The 22,664-nt window shown below is 72.9% G+C and carries 22 protein-coding genes; 17 read left to right on the top strand and 5 right to left on the bottom strand.

Annotated elements, in window-relative coordinates:
* Positions 1 to 424: 424 nt before the first annotated feature.
* Both aroB and BM430_RS32620 read right to left on the bottom strand, forming a co-directional pair.
* Entirely contained in the window at positions 425 to 1,534 is a 1,110-nt protein-coding gene (gene aroB, locus BM430_RS32625) for a 3-dehydroquinate synthase (RefSeq protein ID WP_093571351.1), read from the bottom strand.
* Positions 1,535 to 1,588: 54 nt separating this feature from the next.
* Positions 1,589 to 2,302 (bottom strand): shikimate kinase, encoded by a 714-nt coding sequence (locus tag BM430_RS32620; protein ID WP_244539769.1) that lies wholly within the window; start codon positions 2,300 to 2,302, stop codon positions 1,589 to 1,591.
* Positions 2,303 to 2,547: 245 nt separating this feature from the next.
* On the opposite strand from BM430_RS32620, the gene BM430_RS32615 reads away from it, so the two are divergent.
* The 5 genes from BM430_RS32615 (at position 2,548) to BM430_RS32595 (ending at position 6,584) form a co-directional block, all read left to right on the top strand.
* Positions 2,548 to 2,694 carry a hypothetical protein gene (locus BM430_RS32615; protein ID WP_048433578.1) on the top strand — a complete coding sequence of 49 codons (147 nt, stop codon included), beginning with the start codon at positions 2,548 to 2,550 and terminating at the stop codon, positions 2,692 to 2,694.
* Positions 2,691 to 3,611 (top strand): site-specific tyrosine recombinase XerD, encoded by a 921-nt coding sequence (locus BM430_RS32610; protein WP_093571350.1) that lies wholly within the window; start codon positions 2,691 to 2,693, stop codon positions 3,609 to 3,611. Before BM430_RS32615 ends, BM430_RS32610 begins: the two co-directional genes overlap by 4 nt.
* 108 nt (positions 3,612 to 3,719) lie before the next feature.
* A complete protein-coding gene (locus BM430_RS32605) occupies positions 3,720 to 4,790 on the top strand; it encodes an endonuclease/exonuclease/phosphatase family protein (RefSeq protein ID WP_093571349.1) in 1,071 nt (356 codons plus the stop codon).
* Positions 4,791 to 4,884: 94 nt separating this feature from the next.
* Complete coding sequence (locus tag BM430_RS32600; protein ID WP_093571348.1) at positions 4,885 to 5,637, top strand: FadR/GntR family transcriptional regulator; 753 nt, start codon at positions 4,885 to 4,887, stop codon at positions 5,635 to 5,637.
* A 20-nt stretch (positions 5,638 to 5,657) separates the two neighbouring features.
* Positions 5,658 to 6,584, top strand: coding sequence for a dihydrodipicolinate synthase family protein (locus BM430_RS32595; protein WP_093571347.1), 927 nt, complete (start codon positions 5,658 to 5,660; stop codon positions 6,582 to 6,584).
* A 253-nt stretch (positions 6,585 to 6,837) separates the two neighbouring features.
* On the opposite strand, the gene BM430_RS32590 is transcribed toward BM430_RS32595, so the two are convergent.
* Complete coding sequence (locus BM430_RS32590) at positions 6,838 to 7,410, bottom strand: Uma2 family endonuclease (protein ID WP_093571346.1); 573 nt, start codon at positions 7,408 to 7,410, stop codon at positions 6,838 to 6,840.
* Between the two features lie 40 nt (positions 7,411 to 7,450).
* Entirely contained in the window at positions 7,451 to 8,002 is a 552-nt protein-coding gene (locus BM430_RS32585) for a DUF3237 domain-containing protein (protein ID WP_093571345.1), read from the bottom strand.
* Between the two features lie 203 nt (positions 8,003 to 8,205).
* Here BM430_RS32585 and BM430_RS32580 point away from each other — a divergent pair, with 203 nt between their 5' ends.
* From BM430_RS32580 to BM430_RS32555, 6 genes are all read left to right on the top strand, one after another.
* The gene (locus BM430_RS32580) at positions 8,206 to 9,867 is read left to right on the top strand and encodes a tannase/feruloyl esterase family alpha/beta hydrolase (protein WP_093571344.1); all 1,662 of its coding nucleotides are present in this window, start codon (positions 8,206 to 8,208) and stop codon (positions 9,865 to 9,867) included.
* A gap of 162 nt (positions 9,868 to 10,029) precedes the next feature.
* Complete coding sequence (locus BM430_RS32575; protein ID WP_093571343.1) at positions 10,030 to 11,040, top strand: AAA family ATPase; 1,011 nt, start codon at positions 10,030 to 10,032, stop codon at positions 11,038 to 11,040.
* Positions 11,041 to 11,044: 4 nt separating this feature from the next.
* Positions 11,045 to 11,959, top strand: a complete 915-nt coding sequence (locus tag BM430_RS32570) for a DUF58 domain-containing protein (protein WP_093571342.1) — start codon at positions 11,045 to 11,047, stop codon at positions 11,957 to 11,959.
* An 11-nt stretch (positions 11,960 to 11,970) separates the two neighbouring features.
* Positions 11,971 to 14,793, top strand: a complete 2,823-nt coding sequence (locus BM430_RS32565; RefSeq protein WP_093571341.1) for a DUF4159 domain-containing protein — start codon at positions 11,971 to 11,973, stop codon at positions 14,791 to 14,793.
* A gap of 255 nt (positions 14,794 to 15,048) precedes the next feature.
* Entirely contained in the window at positions 15,049 to 15,486 is a 438-nt protein-coding gene (locus tag BM430_RS32560; RefSeq protein WP_093571340.1) for an endonuclease domain-containing protein, read from the top strand.
* Complete coding sequence (locus BM430_RS32555; RefSeq protein ID WP_093571339.1) at positions 15,480 to 17,558, top strand: hypothetical protein; 2,079 nt, start codon at positions 15,480 to 15,482, stop codon at positions 17,556 to 17,558. Before BM430_RS32560 ends, BM430_RS32555 begins: the two co-directional genes overlap by 7 nt.
* Positions 17,559 to 17,764: 206 nt before the next feature.
* Here BM430_RS32555 and miaA read toward each other — a convergent pair whose 3' ends face one another.
* Entirely contained in the window at positions 17,765 to 18,697 is a 933-nt protein-coding gene (gene miaA / locus BM430_RS32550) for a tRNA (adenosine(37)-N6)-dimethylallyltransferase MiaA (RefSeq protein ID WP_093571338.1), read from the bottom strand.
* 57 nt (positions 18,698 to 18,754) lie between these two features.
* Between miaA and serB the strand changes: the two genes are divergently transcribed.
* The 6 genes from serB to BM430_RS32520 form a co-directional block, all read left to right on the top strand.
* Positions 18,755 to 19,651: a phosphoserine phosphatase SerB gene (gene serB / locus BM430_RS32545; RefSeq protein ID WP_093571337.1), complete on the top strand. Its 897-nt coding sequence runs from the start codon at positions 18,755 to 18,757 to the stop codon at positions 19,649 to 19,651.
* A 36-nt stretch (positions 19,652 to 19,687) separates the two neighbouring features.
* Positions 19,688 to 20,317 carry a DNA-3-methyladenine glycosylase I gene (locus BM430_RS32540; RefSeq protein ID WP_093571336.1) on the top strand — a complete coding sequence of 210 codons (630 nt, stop codon included), beginning with the start codon at positions 19,688 to 19,690 and terminating at the stop codon, positions 20,315 to 20,317.
* Positions 20,318 to 20,343: 26 nt separating this feature from the next.
* On the top strand, positions 20,344 to 20,928 hold the full coding sequence (locus BM430_RS32535) for an HD domain-containing protein (protein ID WP_093571335.1): 585 nt from the start codon (positions 20,344 to 20,346) through the stop codon (positions 20,926 to 20,928).
* 22 nt (positions 20,929 to 20,950) lie between these two features.
* The gene (locus BM430_RS32530) at positions 20,951 to 21,463 is read left to right on the top strand and encodes a tyrosine phosphatase family protein (protein ID WP_093571334.1); all 513 of its coding nucleotides are present in this window, start codon (positions 20,951 to 20,953) and stop codon (positions 21,461 to 21,463) included.
* 140 nt (positions 21,464 to 21,603) lie between these two features.
* Entirely contained in the window at positions 21,604 to 21,894 is a 291-nt protein-coding gene (locus tag BM430_RS32525) for an exodeoxyribonuclease VII small subunit (protein WP_048465388.1), read from the top strand.
* A gap of 66 nt (positions 21,895 to 21,960) precedes the next feature.
* Positions 21,961 to 22,664, top strand: a 704-nt coding sequence (locus BM430_RS32520; protein ID WP_280142300.1) for a 1-deoxy-D-xylulose-5-phosphate synthase N-terminal domain-containing protein, incomplete at its 3' end; no start/stop codon positions are given.

The following is a 22,664-nucleotide window of genomic DNA, read 5'->3' as shown; positions in this document are numbered from 1 at the left end:
CAGGCCGGTCGCGTCCCGCCGCCGCTTGAGGAGCGGCGGGACGCGACCTTCGGTGAGCAAGGAGCTGTAAGCACGGCCAAGGCCAGAGCAGGATGAGGGACCTGGGACCAGGACACTCCGCCACGTCATCGCGCGTCACAGCGCGTCGGGATGTTGGTAGCCTGGTTCTTCGCAAGGAACGCTTGTGCGCACCCCTTGGTGGCCCGCCGTCGTCCTCGTCGCATCAACCGCGGCGGCACGACGGCATCAGAGGCCGGATACATGACTGCTCCTGAACCGACTGGCTCAAACCGATGCTCACAAACCCTTGCGAAACGGGGGCCGTCCATACATGACGATGGAGGATGTTGATACGGTCGGGGGGAGCCCGGAAGGTTCGGAGCCGATCGTGCGCCACGTCGGTGATCACGCGACGGTCGGCCGCTCACCCCAGCTCCGTCACCAAGAATTCGCGCACCGCCCCCGCCTCGATCCCCGGCGCGATGAAGCTTCGCCCGATCCCGCGGGCCAGGATGAAGGTGAGCGCTCCGTCGCGGACCTTCTTATCCTGGCGCATGGCGTCGAGGAGCTGGTCGGCGTCGCCGCAGCCGCCCGGCACCTGCGCCAGGGTGGTCGGCAGGCCCGCGAGCGCCAGATGGTTGGCGACGCGCCCCGCATCCTGGCCCGGGCACAGGCCCAACCGGGCCGAGAAGCGGAAGGCGAGGCACAGGCCGATCGCCACCGCCTCGCCGTGGACGAGTCGGGCGGACTCGTAGCCGGTCAGGCGCTCCAGGGCGTGGGCGAAGGTGTGGCCGAGATTGAGCAGGGCCCGCTCGCCGTCCTCGCGCTCGTCGCGCACCACGACGCCGGCCTTGGCCCGGCAGCAGGACGCCACCGCGTCCTCGCGCGCCGGACCGCCGGAGAAGATCTCGCCGAGATTCGCCTCGCACCAGGCGAAGAAGGCCGGATCGTCGATCAGCCCGTACTTCGCCACCTCGGCGTAGCCGGCGCGCATCTCGCGCAAGGACAGGGTGTCGAGGGAGGCGGTGTCGGCGACGACGAGGCTCGGCTGGTGGAAGGCGCCGACGAGGTTCTTGCCGTGGGGCGAATTGATGCCGGTCTTGCCGCCGACCGAGGAATCGACCTGGGCGAGCAACGTGGTCGGCGCCTGCACGAAGCGCACGCCCCGGCGCAGGGATGCGGCGGCGAAGCCCGCCAGATCCCCGACGACGCCGCCGCCGAGCGCGAGGACGAGGTCGCCGCGCTCGATCCGGTGACCGATCAGCCCGTCGCAGACCTGGGCGAAGCCGGCATAGCTCTTCGAGCCCTCGCCCGGCGTCACGGCGATGAGGGCGGTGCGCAGACCGGCCTCGGCCAGCGAGGCGGTGACGGCCTCGCCGTATTCCGCCGCCACGGTCTCGTCGCTCACCACCGCGACGGCCTTGGCCTTGAGCGCGGCGACGCGGGGGCCGATCCCGGCGAGGAGCCCGCGGCCGATCAGGATGTCGTAGGCCCGCCCCCCGTCGAGGGGCACGTGAACGGTCTGCGTCTGCACTGTCGTCCTCGAAAATCGCCCGGGATCGCCCCAGGATCTGCTCGACCGGGCCCGCTACTGCGCGGCGAGGCCGTGGCCGGCGAAGGCGGGCGCGCCGGGGTCCGGGTCGCCCTCTCCGCCGTCCGGCGCCGGATCGTTTCCCGGATCCTCCGGCAGGCGGCCCGCCGAATCCACCGTCAGGTCGCCTGCCAGATCGCCTGCCATGTAGGCGTCGAGCGCCTCCAGCACGTCCTGCACCACCCGGTCGTGGGAGACGTCGCGCGAGACCACCACCACGTCGGCCCCGCCATAGACCGGATGGCGCAGGTCCATCAGCCGGCGCATCGTGCCCTCGGGGTCCTCGTTCTGAAGCAGCGGCCGCCCGGGGCGCTTGCGCACCCGGCGCATCAGCACCTCAAGATCGGCCTTGAGCCAGACCGAGACCCCGGCCTCGCCGATGCGCTGGCGCGTCTCCGGACGCATGAAGGCGCCGCCGCCGGTGGCGAGCACCATCGGGCCCTCGCGCAGCAGGCGGGCGATCACCCGCTCCTCGCCATCGCGAAAGCTCGGTTCGCCGTAGATGGCGAAGATGTCCGGGATGGTCAGGCCGGCCGCCGCCTCGATCTCGTGGTCGGCGTCCTTGAAGATCAGGCCGAGGCGCCCCGCCAGGCGCTTGCCGACGGTGCTCTTGCCCGCGCCCATGAGCCCGACCAGCACGATCGAGCGCAGGCCGAGACCCCGGCGCACGCGCGACTCGATCGACTGTTCATGAGGGGGACGCTGGTTCATGCGGCGTTCTTTAGCCTGTTTTTCGCGCAGGGCGAAACGGCGGATGTCGGGGAAAACCATCGGTTCCGCCGCGGCAGCCCGGGCGGGCTCGGCACCCGCGCAACAGCCGCCGGCATTCCGCAGGGCAGGGCGCTGGGGAGCCTTGCCTCGCCGGGCCCCGCATGGTCGAACCGACGGCCAAGGTGGCTCGGGACGACCCCGTCCCGCGCCGCTCGTTGTCACGCGTAGTCCGGGGCCTCGCCGACGTGCCGACCCTCTTCCGTTTCCTGGCCGTGGTGGCGATCCTGGCCGGGCTCGCCTTCGCGGCGATGTTCGCCCTCGCCACCTTCGTCGAGCCGACCCCGCGCGAGATCTCCGTCACCATCCCGAACGCGAAGCTGCAGCCGAAATGAGCGAGTTGGCCCCGCAGGGCCTGATGCACGCCTATCTCGACATGCTGGCGGCCGAGCGGGGGGCCGCCGCCAACACGCTGGCGGCCTACCGGCGCGACCTCGACGACTACCTCGCCCACCTGGCCGGGAAGCGGCTCCATCCCGGCGCCGTCGAGCCCGCCGGCATCCGGGCCTACCTCGCCGAGCTGGAGGGGCGCGGCCTCAAGAGCACGTCGGCGGCGCGCCGGCTCTCCTGCGTGCGCGGCTTCCACCGCTTCCTCTACGCGGAAGGGCTGGTCGAGGGCGATCCCACCGCGCCGGTCGCCGGGCCGAAGCGCGGCCGCGGCCTGCCGAAGGTGCTCTCGGTGGCGGAGGTCGACCGGCTGCTCGCCGTCGCCAAGGACGCCGCCGCCAAGGCGCCGAACCCGGCCGAGGCGGCGCGGGCCGGGCGGATGCACTGCCTGATCGAACTCCTCTACGCCACGGGCCTGCGCGTCTCGGAGCTGGTCGCCCTGCCGCGCGCCGCCGGCGCGACGAAGGAGCGCTTCCTGGTGGTGCGCGGCAAGGGCGGGCGCGAGCGCCTGGTGCCGCTGACCGAGGTCGCGCGCAGCGCCATGGCCACCCACCTCGCCACCCTGACGGCGCCCGGGCCCTGGCTGTTTCCCGCCGACAGCGAGACCGGCCACCTGACCCGCCAGGCCTTCGCCCGCGACCTCAAGGCGGTGGCCGCCGCCGCCGGCATCCGCACCGACCGGATCAGCCCGCACGTCCTGCGTCACGCCTTCGCCAGCCACCTGTTGCAGAACGGCGCCGACCTGCGGGTGGTGCAGGAACTGCTCGGGCACGCCGACATCTCGACGACGCAGATCTACACCCACGTCCTCGACGAGCGCCTCAAGCAGATGGTGCGCGACCTCCATCCCCTGGCCGAGGCCTGACTTGCCCCTGGCCGAGGCCTGACCCGGCCACGCTGGCGGGTGACGCAGGCGCCGGCGCGACCTATCTCGTCCCTCGAGGCGGCGTGACAGCCGCGGGGGGAAGCGCACGTGCCGGTCTCGACCCTGTCCATCGTCGCCCAGGTCCTGGCGCTGATCCTCATCGCCGCGACCCTGCTGCCGTTCTGGCGCAGCCGGGCCGGGGTGGTGCGCACCTTCGATTTCCCGCGCTTCCAGATCGCCGCCGCGATCCCGCCGGTCCTCGTCCTGCTGGTGGTCGCCGGGCACGATCCGGCCTCCCTCGTCCTCGGGGCCGGGCTCCTGGGCGCGCTGGGCCTGCAGCTGCGCCACATCCTGCCCTTCACCCGCCTGGCGAAGCCCACCGCCCGCGCCGCCCCGGCGGACGCGGACCGGGACGCCTGCGTCTCGATCCTGATCGTCAACGTGCTGCAATCGAACCGGGCCTACGACCGCCTGCTCGCGGCGGTGGAGCGGAGCGACCCCGACCTGATCCTGGCGCTTGAGACCGATGCGGGCTGGCGCGACGCGCTCGCGCCCTTGCGGGCGCGCTACGCCCACGGCGTGGATCAGCAACAGGACAACACCTACGGGCTCCTGCTCTATTCCCGCCTGCCCCTCGACGACGTGCGGGTGCGCTTCCTGATCGAGGACGACGTGCCCTCCGTGCGCGCCGGCGTCACGCTGCCGTCGGGCGACCGCTTCACCTTCCACGGCGTGCATCCGCGCCCGCCGCATCCGGGCAACAGCAGCGCGACCCGGGACGGGGAACTGGTGCTGGTCGCCCGCGAGGTCGCGCGCGAGGGCGGTCCCACGGTGGTGGCGGGCGACCTCAACGACGTCGCCTGGTCGCGCACCACGGCCCTGTTCCAGGCGATCGGCGGCCTCATCGACCCGCGGGTCGGGCGCGGCGCCTACCCGACCTTCCATGCCGGCTGGCCGATGCTGCGCTGGCCCCTCGACCACGTCTTCTTCAGCGAGCACTTCCTCCTCGCCCGGCTGGAGCGCCTGCCGCATATCGGCTCCGACCATTTCCCGATCCTGATCGCCCTGTGCCGCGACCCGCGGGCCGAAGCCTTGCAGGAGCCCCCGGCCGCCGATGCCGAGGACCACCAAGAGGGCGCCGAGGCGGTGGCCGAGGCGCGGGAGGAGGCGAACTCGTGAAAAGTCAAACAGTATGACTATTCAGGCGGACGCCGCCGTGCTGTAAGGATCCGGTCGGCGCCCGGTCGCGCCTCCAGAGCCGGTTCCCCCGCGGATGCGCGTTCCGTTCGCCACGCCTCACACTGCATCATCGGGCCTGGTGGTGATCCCGGCGGGGCGCTCGCGGTCCAACCACGCCGAGGTGGCGCGCAGCCTCGGCACCGCGATCATCGCCGGCCGCTACCCGGCGGGCGCCAAGCTGCCGGGGGACGGCGAGCTGCTCGCCGCGTTCCGGGTGTCGCGGCCGGTCCTGCGCGAGAGCGTCAAGACGCTGGTCGCCAAGGGGCTGCTCACCACCAAGGCCCGGGTCGGCACGGTGGTGCGCGAGCGCGCGGCCTGGAACATGTTCGACGCCGACGTGCTGGCCTGGCACCTGGAGGCCGGCATCGACCGGCGCTTCCTGCGCGACCTGGCGGAGATCCGCCTCGCGGTCGAGCCGGCGGCGGCGGCGCTCGCCGCCGAGCGCCGGACTCCCGACGACCTCGCCGCCCTGGAGGCCGGCCTCGCCCGGATGCGGGCCGAGCCGTCCGATTCCATCGGCTTCGCCGAAGGCGACCTCGCGCTCCACGTCGCGGTGGCGGTGGCCTCCGGCAACCCGTTCATGCGCTCGATCGGCGGGGTGATCGAGGTGGCGTTGCGCGCCTCGTTCCAGCTCAGCGCCCCGGTCGAGGCGGCGGAGCGCGAGACGGTGCTCGCCGCCCACGCGACCATCGTCGCGGCCATCGCCGCCCGCGACCCGGCGGGCGCCGCCGAGGCCGTGCGCCAGGTCATCCACAACGGCCTGCGCCGCCACGGCGCCGCGGCCTGAACACCCAAGGAGGCAACGCCATGACGAATACCTCACGCCCCTATCGCGGCGTCTTCCCGGTCGCGCCGACGATCTTCCACGAGGACGGCACCCTCGACCTCGACGGCCAGCGCCGGGCGATCGACTTCATGATCGAGGCCGGCTCGCACGGCCTGTGCATCCTCGCCAACTTCTCCGAGCAGTTCGTCCTCACCGACGCCGAGCGCGACGAGGTGATGAAGGCGGTGCTGGAGCACGTGGCGGGCCGCGTGCCGGTGATCGTGACGACCACGCACTTCGCCACCCATATCTGCGCCGAGCGCTCGCGGCGGGCGCAGGACATGGGCGCCGCCATGGTGATGATCATGCCGCCCTATCACGGGGCGACGATCCGGGTGACCGAGGCCGGCATCGCGCGGTTCTTCGCCCAGGTGTCCGACGCGATCTCGATCCCGATCATGATCCAGGACGCGCCGGTCTCCGGCACCACGCTCTCGGCCGCCTTCCTGGCGCGGCTCGCCCGCGAGGTCGCGAACGTCTCGTACTTCAAGATCGAGACCGCGCAGGCCGCGGCCAAGCTCCGCACGCTGCTCGAACTCGGCGGCGACGCGATCGAGGGCCCGTGGGACGGCGAGGAGGCGATCACCCTGCTCGCCGACCTCGATGCCGGCGCCACCGGCGCCATGACCGGCGGCGGCTATCCCGACGGCATCCGTCAGATCATCGACCCCTACCTCGCCGGCCGGCGCGACGAGGCGGTGCAGGCCTATGGCCGCTGGCTGCCCCTCATCAACTACGAGAACCGCCAGACCGGGCTCGCCGCCGCCAAGATCCTGATGAAGGAAGGCGGCATCATCCGCTCCGACGCTTTGCGGGCGCCGCTGGAACTGCCCCACCCGGCGACGCGGGCCGGACTGATCGAGATCGCCCGGAGCCTGGACGCGGCGGTGTTGCGCTGGGGGCGGTGAGGGGGCGCCACTACGGCTCTGGATCGAATCCGCGGAGCCTGTCTCAGCTTCCTCCGCGCTCCTGCCATCCACAGGGTCGTCCCGGGGCCGCGCAGCGGAACCCGGGATCCATAACCGCCGACGCTTCAGGATGAAGCGGAACGCTGGTTACTGTATCCTGAACCGTCAGCGGTTATGGATCCCGGGTTCTCGCCTACGGCGAGCCCCGGGATGACGTCGAGAGATGCCGATCTGTTTGCCAGATCGATCGACGTCATCGGTCAAGCGGCGTATCGTCATAGACCGTCTCGAAACTCAACGTGACGCCGATCTCCGGCATGTCGACCGTCTCGGTGCACGTCATGACTGTAAAGCCGCCATCCGTGCTCCGCCGATGCACCGTCACCGATCGCCGGTCCTGCCGCACCAGCACGACGCTCTGGATCGACGGGACGGCGGCGTAGGCCGCGAGCTTCGACGCCCGGCGCCGCGGCCGATCGCTGGGAGACAGAACCTCGAACACCACGAGCGGCGCCGGCGTGATGCACAGGTCGTCGCGGCCATCGTCGACCGCCACGAGGACGTCGGGCGCCACGGTACGGGCCGCACCCGGAACCGGGACCTGGCTCGGGCCGGATGGGCGCCAGGGGCTGGCATTCCGGCGCCGATGCTGCCGCAGGGCTTCCAGGATGTTCACCTGGATCCAGTCGTGCCGCCGTGTCGGCTGCGGGCTCATCAGCGGCACCCCGTCGTCCAGTTCCCAGCGCTCTCCCTTCGGCCGGTCCTCCAGGAAAGCCAGGAAGCCGTCGAGGCTCATCGGCGGATCACGCGTCTCGGCGGCGCGCATGGCAGGCACTCCCGATTGTCCACCACCATGCTACCATAGGTCAGGCCAGCCGGAATGCCCGCACCAGCACCGCCGCTTGCGCCGGCCGCAGGCTGTGCAGGGTGCCGACCAGCACCAGCCGGTTGAGCCAGGCATGCGGCCCCTCGGGTGCTGTCACCGCGATGGTCGAGAACCTGTAATCCGGCGCGCCGTCGCGGCCGGGATCGATCAGCACCTGGTTGCGCACGGTGAGGATCGCCCCGTCCTCCGCCTTCATCTCGTAGAGGGCGTCGAGCTGCCGGACGCCGTCCTTGCGCACGAGCTGCCGGTCGGCCCCGCCGGGCAGGACCGTGCCGCGGATCCGCGGCCCCTGGAAGCGGCCTCCGGTGATCGGCACGATGCGGCGCTCGCCGAGCGGGGAATCGCCGAGGGGCACCAGCGGGGCGATCTCGACCACGGCCTCGTAGACGAACTCGGTTCGCGGCGGCACCAGCGGCAGGTCAGTGAGGCCGCCGGGCACTCCCTCGGCGGCGGCGTTCCCCGCGAGGGCGAGGCCGGTGCCGGCCAGCAGCAGCGTGCGGCGGTCGGGATGCGGGGCGTCGCGATGAGGCATGGCGTATCCTCCCTTGTCGTTGTCCCGCGATCATGCGCCGGGTCCGTGCGCCGCGACAGAGCAGGGACGCGCTGCCGCAGCGTTCCGCACGATGAATTCCGCTCCTCTCGCTTGACGGGCAGGGCCCGCCGGGGCCGAGTGGGCCCGCCATGATGCCTGGGCGCGCACGAAGCCCGGGCGATCTCTGGGAGAGGGCGGCCATCATGCGGCGCGGCATCACGCGGGGGTTGGGGCTCGCCCTGACACTCCTCATCGTCACCTCTCTCACCATCCCTTGCCTCACGCGGCCGGCCCTCGCCGGGCCGCTCGCCTGCGGCGACCTCGCGCAGCTCGCCCGGCCGGACCTGCGCATCACCCGGGCGGAAGCACTGCCCGCCGGCACGCTGCCGGCCGACAATCCGGGCCGGGCCGCGCTCACCGGGGCCGCCCGGGCGAAGGCGGCGCTGCCGGCCCACTGCCTCGTCGAGGGCACGATCGACCCGCGGACCGGGGCAGGGGGCGTCGCCTACGGCATCGGCTTCCAGCTCCGCCTGCCCGAGGCATGGAACGGCCGCTTCCTGTTCCAGGGCGGCGGCGGGCTCGACGGGGTGGTCGGCGCGGCGCTCGGCGCGATCCCGGTCTCGGGCGCGACGGCGCCGCCGGCGCTCCTGCGCGGCTACGCCGTCGCCTCCACCGATTCCGGCCACCGCGGCCGCGACAACTCCGACGCCTCCTTCGGCCTCGACCAGCAGGCGCGGATCGACTTCGCCTATAGGGCGGTCGGCGAGGTCGCCAGGGAGGCGCGGGCGCTGATCGCGTCCCGCTACGGCCGGCCTCCGGCGCACGCCTACTTCATGGGCTGCTCCAACGGCGGACGCTCCGCCCTGATGGCGGCGATGCGCTTCCCTACCGCCTTCGACGGAATCGTCGCCGGCGCCCCGGCCTTCCGCCTGACCCGGGCGGCGCTCGGCCAGATCTGGGACACGCAGGCCTTCCTCGCCGCCGCGCCGAAGGATCAGGAGGGCCGGCCGATCCTCGCCGAGGCCTTCAGCGAGGCGGATCTCACCCTCGTGGCGCAATCGGTCCTCAAGGCCTGCGACGCCGCCGACGGGCTCGCCGACGGCGCGGTCGAGGCGGTGTCCTCCTGCCGCTTCGATCCCGCGAGCCTCGCCTGCCCCGGCGACAAGACTGCGACCTGTCTCGGCGAGCGCCAGGTCGAGGCCCTGCGGCGCGCCTTCCGCGGCGCCGAAGACGGCAAGGGGCAGCCGGTCTACGCGTCCTGGCCCTGGGATCCGGGCCTCGCGGCGCCCGGCTGGCGCGCCTGGAAGCTCGGCACCTCGAAGACCGCGACGCCGAACGCCCGCAACGCGACCTTGGGTCCGGCGGCGATCGCCAATTATTTCCTAACCCCGCCGGAGCCCGGCTTCGATGCGCTCCGCTTCGACTTCGACCGCGACACGCCGCGCACCGCCGAGACCGCCGCCCTCAACGACCCGACCGGCACCTTCCTGTCGACCTTCACCGCCCGCGGCGGACGCCTCCTCGTCTACCAGGGTGTCGCCGACCCGGTCTTCTCCGCCCGCGATCTCGTCGCGCATTGGCAGGACCTCGCCCGCACCAATGGCGGGGCCGCGTTCTCGGAGGCGGCGCGCCTGTTCCTGGTGCCGGGCATGACGCATTGCGGCGGCGGACCGGCCCTCGACGATTTCGACCCGCTCACCGCGATCGAAGCCTGGGTCGAGCGCGGCGAGGCGCCCGACCGGCTGCTCGCCCGCGGCACCGCCTTCCCGGGCCGGACCCGGCCGCTCTGCCCGTTCCCGCAGGAGGCCCGCTACCAGGGCGGCGAGGCGGAGCGGGCGGAGAGTTTTGTCTGCCGGGCGCCGTGAGGCGGCCCGATCAAGCCTGCGCGAGGTGATCGGCCGGCACGGCCCGCAGGGCGGCCCCCGCCGCCCTGCGTCGTCGCGCCGACCTTGCCTTGCGGTGCGGAAGGGATCCACACTCGCGGATCCTGACAGGGGTGCGAAGCCCCCGGACGACGAGGACCCCGCATGATGGAAGCCAGCGCGCCGGCCGCCGCGACCCCGATGGATGACGGCATCGTCGCCGCCGCGGAAGCCTGCCTTGCCAGCGTCGGGCGGGCCCGGGAGGCGATCCACGGGGTCATCTTCGGGCAGGAGACGGTGGTCGACCTCGCGCTGGTCACGGTGCTGGCGGGCGGGCACGGGCTGCTGGTCGGTCTGCCGGGCCTGGCCAAGACCAAGCTCGTCGAGACGCTCGGCACCGTGCTCGGGCTCGACGCCCGCCGGGTGCAGTTCACCCCCGACCTGATGCCCTCGGACATCCTCGGCACCGAGATCCTCGACGAGGATCAGGACCGGCACCGCTCGTTTCGCTTCGTGCGCGGGCCGATCTTCACCCAGCTGCTGATGGCCGACGAGATCAACCGGGCGAGCCCCCGCACCCAGTCGGCCTTGCTGCAGGCGATGCAGGAGCGCTTCGTCTCGGTGGCCGGCGAGCGCCACGACCTGCCACGGCCGTTCCACGTGCTGGCGACCCAGAATCCGATCGAGCAGGAGGGCACCTATCCGCTGCCCGAGGCCCAGCTCGACCGCTTCCTGCTCGAGATCGACGTCGGCTATCCCGACCGCGCCGCCGAGCGGCGGATCCTGCTCGAGACCACCGGCGCCGAGGAGCACCGGCCGCAAGCCGTGATGGACACGGACGCCCTGCTCTCGGCCCAGCGCCTGGTGCGGCGCCTGCCCGTCGGCGAGGCGGTGGTGGACGCGATCCTCGACCTCGTGCGCGCCGCGCGTCCCGCCGGGGGCGACGCCGCGATCGCCGACAAGCTGCTCTGGGGGCCCGGCCCCCGCGCCAGCCAGGCCCTGATGCTGGCGGTGCGCGCCCGCGCGCTGATCGAGGGCCGGGTCGCCCCCTCCGTCGACGACGTCGCGGCCCTTGCCGAGCCGGTACTCAAGCACCGCATGGCGCTGACCTTCGCGGCGCGGGCCGACGGCGAGACCATCCCCGGCCTGATCGGCCGCCTCGTCGGGCGGCTCTGACCCGGTGGCCGCGACGCGCGTCCTCGACGCTGCCGCCCGCATTCCCGGCCGGCGCGAGACCGAGAGCGCCCTCTCGCTCGCCGAGCGGATGCCGCGCCTGATCCTGGAGGCCCGCCGGGTCGCCGCGACACTGGCGCACGGTCTGCACGGCCGCCGCCGCGCCGGCCCGGGCGAGAGCTTCTGGCAGTTCCGCCCCTTCGTCGCCGGCGAGGCGGCGAGCCGGATCGACTGGCGCCGCTCCGCCCGGGACGACCGGCTCTACGTCCGCGAGCGCGAGTGGGAGGCCGCCCACACCGTCTGGCTCTGGGTCGACCGCTCGGCCTCGATGGGATTCGGCTCGGGCCTCGCGCAGGCGCCGAAGATCGAACGCGCCCTCGTTCTGGCGCTGGCGCTCGGCGACACCTTCGTGGAGGCCGGCGAGCGGGTCGGGCTCCTCGGCCTGTCGCGGCCGCAGGCCGCCCGCACCATCGTCGAGCGGATGGCCGAGACGCTGTCGGCCGACACCTCCGGCCTCGACGAGGACCTGCCGCCGCGCGCGCCCGTCGGGCGGTTCGACGAGGCGGTGCTGATTGGCGATTTCCTCTCGCCCCCCGACCAGGTACGGGCCTCGGTCGCGGCGATCGCGGCGGCCGGCAGCCGCGGCCACCTCGTGATGGTGGTCGATCCGGTCGAGGAAACGTTTCCGTTCTCCGGCCAGGCCGAATTGCACGACCTCGAGGCCGGCCTGTCGCTCCGGGTCGGTGACGCCGCGGCCTGGGGCGAGGCCTATCGCCGGCGGATCCGCGCCCATCGCGACGCGTTGGCGGAGATCGTCCGGGCGCAGGGGTGGACGCTGACGCTGCACCGCACCGACCGGCCGGCGAGCGAGGCCGCGCTCCGGCTCGTCACCCTGGTCGCCGCCGCCCGCGGCGCGGGCTGAGGACGCACCTGATGTTCGGACTGCCCCTCAGCTTCGCCGCCCCCGCCGCCCTCGCGGCGCTGATCGCCCTGCCGGCCCTGTGGTACCTGCTGCGGGTGACGCCGCCGCGGCCGCGCCGCATCGACTTTCCGCCCCTGCGCATCCTCGCCGACCTGCTGCCGGAGCGCGAGACCCCGGCCCGGACCCCGCCCTGGCTGCTGGCCCTGCGCCTTCTCGCCGCCGCCTGCCTGATCCTGGCGGTGTCGGGGCCGGTCTGGAACCCGGCGCAGCAAGGCGCCGGCGACGGGCGCAATCCCCTCGTCCTGATCCTCGACAACGGCTTTACCGCCGCGCAGGACTGGCGCGACCGGGTCCGCGTCGCCACCGCCGAGGTCGAGGCGGCGGCCCGCGCCGGGCGGCCCGTCGCGCTCCTTCCCACCGCTTCGGCGCCCGTGGCCCTGGAGGCCACCGGCCCGGGCCCGGCGCTCGAGCGCCTGCGCGCCATCGCGCCGCTGCCGCACCTCGCCGACCGTTCGGCCCACCTCGCGACGCTCGCCGCCTTCCTGGACAGGGCGCCGGGCTCGGCCGTGGTCTGGATCCATGACGGCGTCGCGGGCGCCGACGGCGACGGCTTCCCGGCGGGCCTCGCCCAGGCCGCCGCCCGCGGCCGCGCCGACGTCACCGTTCTGAAGGCCGAGCGCCCTCCTGCCCTGGCGCTGGCCGGCCCCGATTCCGCCGGCGGCCAGCTCGGGGTGAGCGTGGTCCGCGCCGCCGCCAACGGCCGCGATTCGGGCACCGTGCGCGCCCTCGATTCCAAGGGCCTGCCGCTGGCCGAGACGAATTTCGCGTTCCCCGGCGAGGCCACCGCGACGGAGGTCCGCTTCGACCTGCCGGTGGAGCTGCGCAACACCATCGCGCGGTTCGAGATCGCCGGCGAGCACTCGGCCGGCGCGGTGGTGCTCGCCGACGAGCGCGGCCGGCGCCGCCGGGTCGGCCTCGTCTTCGGCGGCACCAGCGACCAGGCGCAGCCGCTGCTCTCGCCGACCTACTACCTGTCGCGCGCGCTGACCCCCTTCGCCGACGTGCAGGAGCCCCGGGCGGGGCGGGGCGTCGCCGAGTCGATCGGCCAGATGCTCGATTCCCAGGTCTCGGTCCTGGTGCTCGCCGATGTCGGCGCCCTCGACCCCGCGACCCTGGAGCGGGTCTCGGCCTTCGTCGACAAGGGCGGCCTGCTCCTGCGCTTCGCCGGGCCGCGCCTCGCCGCCGGCAGCGACGACCTCGTGCCGGTGCGCCTGCGCCGCGGCGGGCGGACGCTGGGCGGCACCCTGTCCTGGGACAGCCCGCGGACGCTCGCGCCCTTCGCGCCCGAGAGCCCCTTCGCGGGCCTGACGCCGCCGGCCGATATCGGCGTGCGGCGCCAGATCCTCGCCGAGCCGGACGGCGAGCTCGCCCGGCGCACCTGGGCCGCCCTGCAGGACGGCACCCCGATCGTCACCGCCGCCAAGCGGGGGGAGGGCATGGTGGTCCTGGTCCACGTCACCGCCGACACCACCTGGTCGAACCTGCCGCTCTCCGGGCTCTTCGTCACCATGCTGCGCCGGGTCGTCGCGCTCGCCGGCACCACCCCGCCGACGACCGGCGCCGCGCCGGGCGCGCCCCCGCCGGTGCTGGCCCCACGCCTGACCCTCGACGGGTTCGGCGCGCTGAAAGGCCCCCCGGCCACCGCGCGCGCCGTGCCGGCGACCTGGACCGAGCGCGCGACGCCGGAGCATCCGCCGGGCTATTACGGCCCGGCCGATGGCGGCCTCGCGGTCAACGCGCTCACCGTGGAGGACCGGCTGAAACCCCTCGACCTCAAGGCGCTCGCCGGCGCCCGCTTCGGCGGCCTGGAGGAGGCGCGCACCCGCGACCTGCGCGGGCCGTTCTTCCTCACCGCGCTGCTGCTCCTCGCCCTCGACACCCTGGCGAGCCTGTGGCTCGGCGGCTTCCTCGGGCTGATGGCGGCACGCCTGCGCCGCCGGCCGGCCGCCGCGGCGCTGATCCTCGGCCTCCTGATCCTGGGTGCCGCGCCGGACGCGGCGCGGGCCGCCGAGCCCGCCGCCAACCGGCCGAACGGCATCGAATCGGCTCTCGTCACCCGCATCGCCTACGTGGTCACCGGGGACGCGACCGTCGATGAGACCAGCCGGGCGGGCCTCGCTGGCCTGACCCAGATGCTGGCGAGCCGCACCGCCCTCGAACCCGGCGAGCCCGCCGGCATCGACCCGGCCCGGGACGAGCTCGCCTTCTACCCGCTGATCTACTGGCCGATCGTGCCGGGCCGTCCGGTGCCGGGCGAGGCGGCGATTCGGCGGATCGACGCCTTCATGAAGAACGGCGGCACGGTGATCTTCGACACCCGCGACGCGATGACGGCCCGCCCCGGCGGTCCGCCGACGCCCGAAGCCCTCACCCTCCAGCGCATGCTGGCGACCCTGGAGGTGCCGGAGCTGGAGCCGGTGCCCCGCGACCACGTGCTGACCAAGGCCTTCTACCTCGTCGACGGCTTCCCCGGCCGCTACGCCACCGGCCAGACCTGGGTCGAGGCGCTACCGCCGGCGGGCGAGGGGGGCGAGCGCCGCCCGGCCCGGGCCGGCGACGGCGTCTCGCCGATCGTCATCACGGGCAACGACCTCGCCTCGGCCTGGGCGGTCGGCCGGCGCGGCGAGGCGCTCTATCCCCTGGTCGGCGGCGATCCGCGCCAGCGCGAGATGGCGTTCCGCGGCGGCGTCAACCTCGTGATGTACGCACTCACCGGCAACTACAAGGCGGATCAGGTCCACGTGCCGGCGCTGCTGGAGCGGCTCGGTCAGTAATGACATGTCTCTTTGCACGAAGGAGAACAAGAATGGCGCGGGATCCCCTCTCCCGTGTGGGAGAGGGGTAGGGGTGAGGGTGCTACGGTTCTGAGTCAGGCTTCGACCGTCCAGCTCTCAGCACGACGCTCAGCGTTACACACTGAAGCGTGTCACCCTCACCCCTACCCCTCTCCCACATGGGAGAGGGGATCCCGCGCGATTCTGGAAGAACGCGGGATTCTTGGCACGCATCTTCGCAAGGGAGCACAGCGCATGGCCCGAGAACCAAGACAGTTCGCTCGGGTCCTGCGGCAGCAGGCGACCTCAGCCGAGGATCGCCTTTGGACCATGCTGCGTGGACGGCGCTTCCACGGCCTCAAGTTCAAGCGTCAAGTCCCCCTCCTGCTCTACACGGTCGATTTTCTCGCGCTCGAACGCAGGCTGATCGTCGAACTCGATGGCCGGCAGCACGAGTGGCATCGCGACTACGACGCAAAACGGACGGAAGAGATTGAACGCCTAGGCTTCTACCTGCTTCGCTTCACGAATGAGGACGTCTTGTCGGACCTCGATACCGTCCTGCACCGGATCGCGGATGCCGCATTCCCGATAGGTGAAGCGACCCAGCAAGCACCATCCGCTGCCTACGATCTCCACGACATGCGGCCGCCTCAAAGGCGAAACCGCCGCCCAGAGACAACCCTATGCTGAGCCTGAGCCTCGCCCCCCTCGTCCCCATCCCGGTCCTCTGGGCCCTGGCCGGGCTCGCCGCGATCCTCGCCGTCGTCGCGTTCCTCGCCCGCGGGCCGGTGGCGCTGCTGCGCGTCCTCGTCCTCGCCTTGGTGCTGCTCGCGCTCGCCAACCCCTCGCTGGTCCAGGAGGAGCGCGAGCCGGTCAAGGACGTGGTCGCCGTCGTCGTCGACCGGTCGGGCTCGCAAGGGCTCGGCGACCGGCCGGCGATGACCGACCGGGTCCGGGCCGAGCTGGAGCGGCGCCTCGGCACGCTCAACCAGATCGAGCCGCGCTTCGTCGACGTGCCGGAATCCGGCGGCGACGAGGGCACGCGGCTGTTCACGGCGCTCTCCGGAGCGCTCGCCGACGTGCCGCCGGACCGCCTCGCCGGCGTGGTCATGCTCACCGACGGCGTCGTCCACGACATCCCGGCGAACCTCGCCTCGGCGAGCTTCAAGGCGCCGCTCCACGTGCTGGTCACCGGACGGCCCGACGAGCGCGACCGGCAGATCCGCCTGATCGAGGCGCCGCGCTTCGGCATCGTGGGGCGCGACCAGACCATCCGCGCCGAGGTGATGGAGCGCGGCGGCACCGGCTCGGCCGTCGTCACCGTGCGCCGCGACGGCGAGGAGGTGGTGCGCCAGCCGGTCCGTACCGGCCAGCCGTTCAACCTGACGCTCCGGGTCGAGCATGGCGGGCCCAACGTCGTCGAGATCGAGGCCGAGGCGCTGCCGGGCGAGCTCACCACCGCCAACAACCGCGCGGTGCTGCCGATCGAGGGCATCCGCGAGAAGCTGCGCGTGCTGCTCGTGTCCGGCGAGCCCCATGCCGGCGAGCGCACCTGGCGCAACCTGCTCAAGTCCGACGCCAACGTCGACCTCGTCCACTTCACCATCCTGCGCCCGCCGGAGAAGCAGGACGGCACCCCGATCTCCGAACTCTCGCTGATCGCCTTCCCGACCCGGGAGCTCTTTCAGCAGAAGATCAAGGATTTCGACCTCATCATCTTCGACCGCTACGCCAACCAGAGCGTGCTGCCGTCGAGCTACTTCGACAATATCGTGCGCTACGTGCGCGAGGGCGGGGCGCTCTTGATCGCCGCCGGGCCGGAATTCGCCTCCGCCGCCAGCCTCGCCCGCACCCGGCTCGCCGCGATCCTGCCGGGCGAGCCGAACGGCCGGGTGGTCGAGCGGCCCTACAAGGCGGCCCTGACGAATAGCGGCCAGCGCCACCCGGTCACCCGCGACCTGCCGGGCTCGGACGCCTCGCCTCCGGCCTGGGGCGACTGGCTGCGGCTCATCGGCGCCGAGGTCCGACCCGGGATCACCCCAATCATGGCCGGTGCGGATTCGCTCCCACTCCTCGCCCTGTCGCGCGAGGAGAAGGGCCGGGTCGCGCTGCTCCTCTCCGACCATGCCTGGCTCTGGGCCCGCGGCTACCAGGAGGGCGGGCCGCATCTCGACCTGCTGCGCCGCCTCGGCCACTGGCTGATGAAGGAGCCGGCCCTCGAGGAGGAGGCTCTCCGGGCCTCGGCCACCGGCCACGGCCGCGAAGTCCGGGTCGAGCGCCAGACCATGGGCGACACTGCCGAGCCCGTCACCGTGACGGCGCCGAGCGGCAAGGCCCGCACCCTGGCGCTGAACCCCGACAAGCCGGGCCTGTTCGCCGCCACCTTCGAGGCCGACGAACTCGGCCTGCACACCCTGCGGGCCGGCACCCTCGTCGCCTTCGTCAGCGTCGGCCCGGCCAACCCGCGCGAGCTCGTCGATGTGTTCAGCGACACCGAGCGCCTGCGTCCGATCGCCGAGGCCACCGGCGGCTCGGTCCGCCGCCTCGCCGAGGCGGGCGGCGGGATCGCGGTTCCGCGGCTCCAGATCGCCCGCTCGGGCCGGCTCTCCGGCTCCGACTGGATCGGCTTCCGCCCGAGCGACAGCGCGGTCGTGCGGGGCGTCTCGGTCTACCCGCTGGGCTTGGGGCTCGCGGCGCTCGCGGCGCTCGCGGCGGCGGTGCTGGCGATGTGGCTGGTGGAGGGGCGGCGCGGGCGGGTGTGAGGACAGTACAAGATCGTATTCCCGAACACGCCTTTGCCACCCTCCGGGTCATCCCGGGGCTCGACGAAGTCGAGAACCCGGGATCCATAACCGCTGACGTCGAAGATAAAGACGGATCGCGTTCCGCCTCATCCTGAATCGTCAGCAGTTATGGATCCCGGGTTCCGCTGCGCGGACCCGGAATGACATCGAGGGTGGTATATCGGTCAACTCACCACGTCCCACATCCCCGCCCCCACCCCCGCCATCGCCGCCTCCGGCGAAAGCCACGCCCACTCCGACCCCGCCTGGTGCCGGAACCACGTCACCTGCCGCTTGGCGTAGCGCCGCGTATCCGCTTGCCCCCGGGCCACCGCCTCGTCGTACGGGAGCGCGCCGCGCAAATAAGCGATCAGCCCCGGCACGCCGTGGGCGCGCATCACCGGCAGCATCGGATCGAGGTCGCGGGCGGCGAGCGCCCGCACCTCGTCGAGGGCGCCGGCCGCCATCATGGCGAGGAAGCGGGCGTCGATCCGGGCCCGCAACACCTCCCGATCCGGGGTCAGAAACAGCTTGCGGCAGGCAAGGCCGGTCAGCGGGCCGGGCCGGCGCGCCGCGTGGTAGGCGGCGATCGGCCGGCCGGTCGCCTCCAGCACCTCTAGGGCGCGCAGCACCCGCAGGCGGTCGTTGGGATCGAGGCGGGCGGCCCCCTCCGGGTCCTTGAGGGCGAGGGCGGCGTGCAGGTCGGGCGTATCACGGCCCTCGGCACCGGCCCGCACCGCGGCGCGCACGGACTCGGGAACGGGCGGGATCTCCGACAGGCCCTCGGTCAGGCCCATGAAGTAGAGGCCCGTTCCGCCGACGACGATCGGCAGGCCACCCGCCGCCCAGGTCTCGTGCAGGACGCGGCCCGCCTCCGCGAGGTAGTGGCCGACGGAAAAATTCACCGCGCCATCCACGGTGCCATAGAGGCGGTGCGGAGCCTGCGCCTCCTCCTCGGGCGCCGGCCGCGCCGTGAGCCGGTGCAGGTCGTGGTAGACCTGCATCGAATCGGCGTTGATCACCACGCCGCCGTGCCGGCGGGCGAGCGCCAGCGCCAGGGCCGACTTGCCCGAGGCGGTCGGCCCTGCGATGAGGATCGCCCGAACCCGCCCGTCCATGCCTGCCCCTCTCGCGCGCGGCCGGGACGCCACCGATGACGAGCCCGAGCTTCTCCAATGACCTTGGTCGCGACCCTGATAGCAAACCCGGAGCGCCCCGCCATCACCGACGCGGTGCTGGCCGAAGCCCGGCGGGTGCTGGCGACCGAGCATCAACCGCGCATCCTGCACGGCGAGGTCGCGGCCGAGATCCTGGTCGAGGGCGCGCCCGCCTCCGCCCCGGGCCTCGCCGAGCGCCTCCGCGCGGCGCTCCAGGCTGAGCCGATCGACGTGGCGGTTCAGGTCATGAGCCCGCACCGGCGCAAGCGGCTGTTTCTCGCCGACATGGATTCGACCATGATCGGCCAGGAATGCATCGACGAGCTCGCCGACCAGGTCGGCCTCAAGGCCCATGTCGCGGCGATCACCGAGCGGGCGATGCGGGGCGAGATCGCCTTCGAGCCGGCCCTGCGCGAGCGCGTCGCCCTGCTCAAAGGTTTGCCGCTGGGAGCCGTCGACGAGGTCATCGCGGAGCGCATCACCCTGACGCCGGGCGGGCGCACCCTGGTGCGGACGCTGAAGGCCCACGGCGCCTATACGGCCCTGGTCTCGGGTGGCTTCACCCTGTTCACCGGTCCGGTGGCGGCGCAAATCGGGTTCGACGAGCACCGCTCGAACCGCCTCGAGACCGAGGGCGACCGGCTCGCCGGCACCGTCGCCGAGCCGATCGTCGGGCGCGACGCCAAGCGGGCGGCCCTGATCGAGCTGCGCACCCGCCTCGGCCTCGACCCGGCCGAGACCCTGGCGGTGGGCGACGGCGCCAACGACCTGGCGATGCTGGAGGAGGCGGGCCTCGGCGTGGCGTTCCGGGCCAAGCCCGCGGTGGCGGCGGCCGCCCATGCCCGCATCGACCACGCCGATCTCACGGCGCTCCTCTACCTGCAGGGCTTCGCGGCCGCCGAATTCGTCGAGTAGGTTGCGTTCCGGCCCCGCGCCGCTACACGACACCGGATGTCGACCGGACTGATTCTGCATCCCGACGGCTGCCCGCGCTGCGGGTGGCCGGGCACCGACCCGCTCTACGTCGCCTATCACGACACCGAGTGGGGCGTGCCGGAGCACGACGACCGCGCCCTCTACGAGAAGCTGATCCTCGATGGATTCCAGGCCGGCCTGTCCTGGATCACCATCCTGCGCCGGCGCGACGGGTTCCGGAGCGCCTTCGCGGGCTTCGACCCGGAGGCGATCGCGCGGTTCGGCCCCGCCGAGGTCGAGGCGCTGATGCAGGATACCCGCATCATCCGCAACCGCGCCAAGATCGAGGCGACGATCCGCAGCGCGCGGGCCTACCTGGCGATCCAGGAGCGCGGTCCCGGCTTCTCGGCCGTCCTCTGGGACTTCGTCGACGGGCGACCGCTCCAGTCGCGTCCGGAGACCCGCGCCGACATCCCGACCGAGAGCCCGGTCTCGCGGGCGATGTCGAAGGCGCTGAAGGCGGAAGGGTTCGGCTTCTGCGGCCCGACCATCGTCTACGCCTTCATGCAGGCGGTCGGCATGATCAACGACCACCTCGTCGGCTGCTGCCGCCACGACGCCTGCGCCGCCCTGCCGGGGCCGGCCGGTCCCGGGATCGCCGCGTGAGCGCTCAAGCCAGGGCGTGGCAGCGGATGCTCTCGGGGCGGCGCCTCGACCTCCTCGATCCCTCGCCCCTCGACGTCGAGATCGCCGACATCGCCCACGGGCTTGCCCGGGTGGCGCGCTGGAACGGCCAGACCGCCGGGCCACACGTCTTCTCGGTGGCCCAGCATTCGCTCCTCGTCGAGGCGATCGGCGGCGCCTTCGAGCCCGGCCTCAATGCGGCGGGGCGGATGGAATTGCTGCTGCACGATGCGCCCGAATACGTGATCGGCGACATCATCTCGCCGTTCAAGGCGGCGATCGGCCATTCCTACAAGGCGGTGGAGACGCGGCTCCTCGCGGCGATCCGCCTGCGCTTCGGCCTGACGCCGGCGCCGACGGCCGCGATGCAGCGCCTGATCAAGCGCGCCGACCGCCTGAGCGCCTTTCTCGAGGCGACGCGGCTCGCCGGCTTCTCGCAAGCCGAGGCCGTCAAGGTCTTCGGCCGGCCCGACCGCGTCGAGGCGCCCCTCGACGCCCTGCTCGAACCCTGGCCGACCGCCGAGGCGCAAGGGGCCTTCCTCGCCCGCTTCCACGCGTTGGCCGAAGCCTTGCAGGCCGTTTCCGTACCGTGAGCCGAAGGACGTTTTTCGCGCCATGCCGACTTTGCACGTCTGCGCCCTGTCCCGCCTGCCCGAGACCGTCGCGGCCACGGGCGCGCGCCACGTGGTGACGCTGATCAACGCCGGCACGCTGGTGACGCGCCCCGCTTCCATCGCGGAAGCCGACCACCTTTTCGTCGGCATCAGCGACATCACCGACGCCCTCGACGGCCACGTCCTGCCCGACGAGGCCCACGTGCGGCGGCTCCTCGACTTCGTGCGCGCCTGGCCGCGCGAGCAGCCCCTGGTGATCCACTGCTACGCCGGGATCAGCCGCTCGACGGCCGCGGCCTACATCGCGGCCTGCGCCCTGAGGCCGGACCGCGACGAGGCCGAGATCGCGCGCGAGTTGCGCGAGGCCTCGCCCTCGGCGACGCCGAACCGGCGCCTTGTCGCGGTGGCGGACGCGCTGCTCGGCCGGGACGGGCGCATGGTGGCGGCCATCGCGGCGATCGGCCGCGGTGCGGACGCTTTCGAAGGGGAGCCGTTCCATCTCACCCTCGCGTAATTCCAGTGTGGCCGAAACGCAGCCCTGGCGCGCAAACGGGCATTCGCAGCCCCATCCCAGCCCTGCGGCACCGCCGAAGGGTTGTTTCGCGGCACCTCACTCGCCATAACCCAACGCTCATCATGGGAGCATCTTCGCGCATGTCCGCAGCCCGGTCCGATGCCAGCCGCGCGGCCGTCTCCGCACCCGCCGGCCCGGCCGGACCCGCGGACCTGCCGTTCGAGAAGGCCCTCGAGGAACTCGAGGGCATCGTGCAGCGCCTGGAACAGGGCAACGTGCCGCTCGACGAGTCCGTCGCGATCTACGAGCGCGGCGAGGCCCTCAAGCGTCACTGCGAGACGCTGCTGCAGCGTGCCGAGGCGCGCATCCAGCGCATCACCCTCGGGGCGGACGGACGCGCCGCCGGGACGGCGCCGCTCGATGTCGCCTGATCGCTCCCACTCCCGCGCCGGGTTCCGGCGGCGGGTTCTCCCCTTCCGGACGTGAGGATGGCTCCGGTGTCACCGCTCAATCTCCCCCTCCTCGACCGCGTCCGCGAGCCGGCGGATCTCCGCCAGCTGCCCGAGAGCGACCTGACCCAGCTCGCCGCCGAGCTGCGCGCCGAGACCATCGACGCCGTCTCCGTCACCGGCGGCCATCTCGGCGCGGGCTTGGGCGTCGTCGAGCTCACCGTCGCCCTGCACTACGTCTTCAACACCCCCGACGACCGCATCATCTGGGATGTCGGCCACCAGGCCTATCCCCACAAGATCCTCACCGGACGCCGCGACCGCATCCGCACCCTGCGCCAGGGCGGCGGCCTCTCGGGCTTCACCAAGCGCGCCGAGAGCCCCTACGACCCCTTCGGCGCCGCCCACTCCTCCACCTCGATCTCCGCCGGCCTCGGCATGGCCATCGGTCGCGACCTCTCGGACGCCGCCGCCAAGGCGCGCGGTGAGACGCCCCCGCGCCGCAACGTGGTCGCGGTCATCGGCGACGGCTCGATCTCGGCCGGCATGGCCTACGAGGCGATGAACAATGCCGGCGCGCTGAAGTGTCGCCTGATCGTCATCCTCAACGACAACGACATGTCGATCGCGCCCCCCGTCGGCGCCATGTCGTCCTACCTCGCCCGCCTCGTCTCGGGCGACACCTACCGAAGCTTGCGCGACACCGCCAAGCAGTTCGGCCGCCTCTTGCCGAAGGCGATCTACGACACCGC

It is taken from the genome of Methylobacterium sp. 174MFSha1.1, assembly GCF_900116815.1.
Classification (GTDB): Bacteria; Pseudomonadota; Alphaproteobacteria; order Rhizobiales; family Beijerinckiaceae; genus Methylobacterium.
The sequence above is the reverse complement of the archived record's forward strand: the minus strand, read 5'-3'. Positions and strand labels throughout refer to the sequence as shown.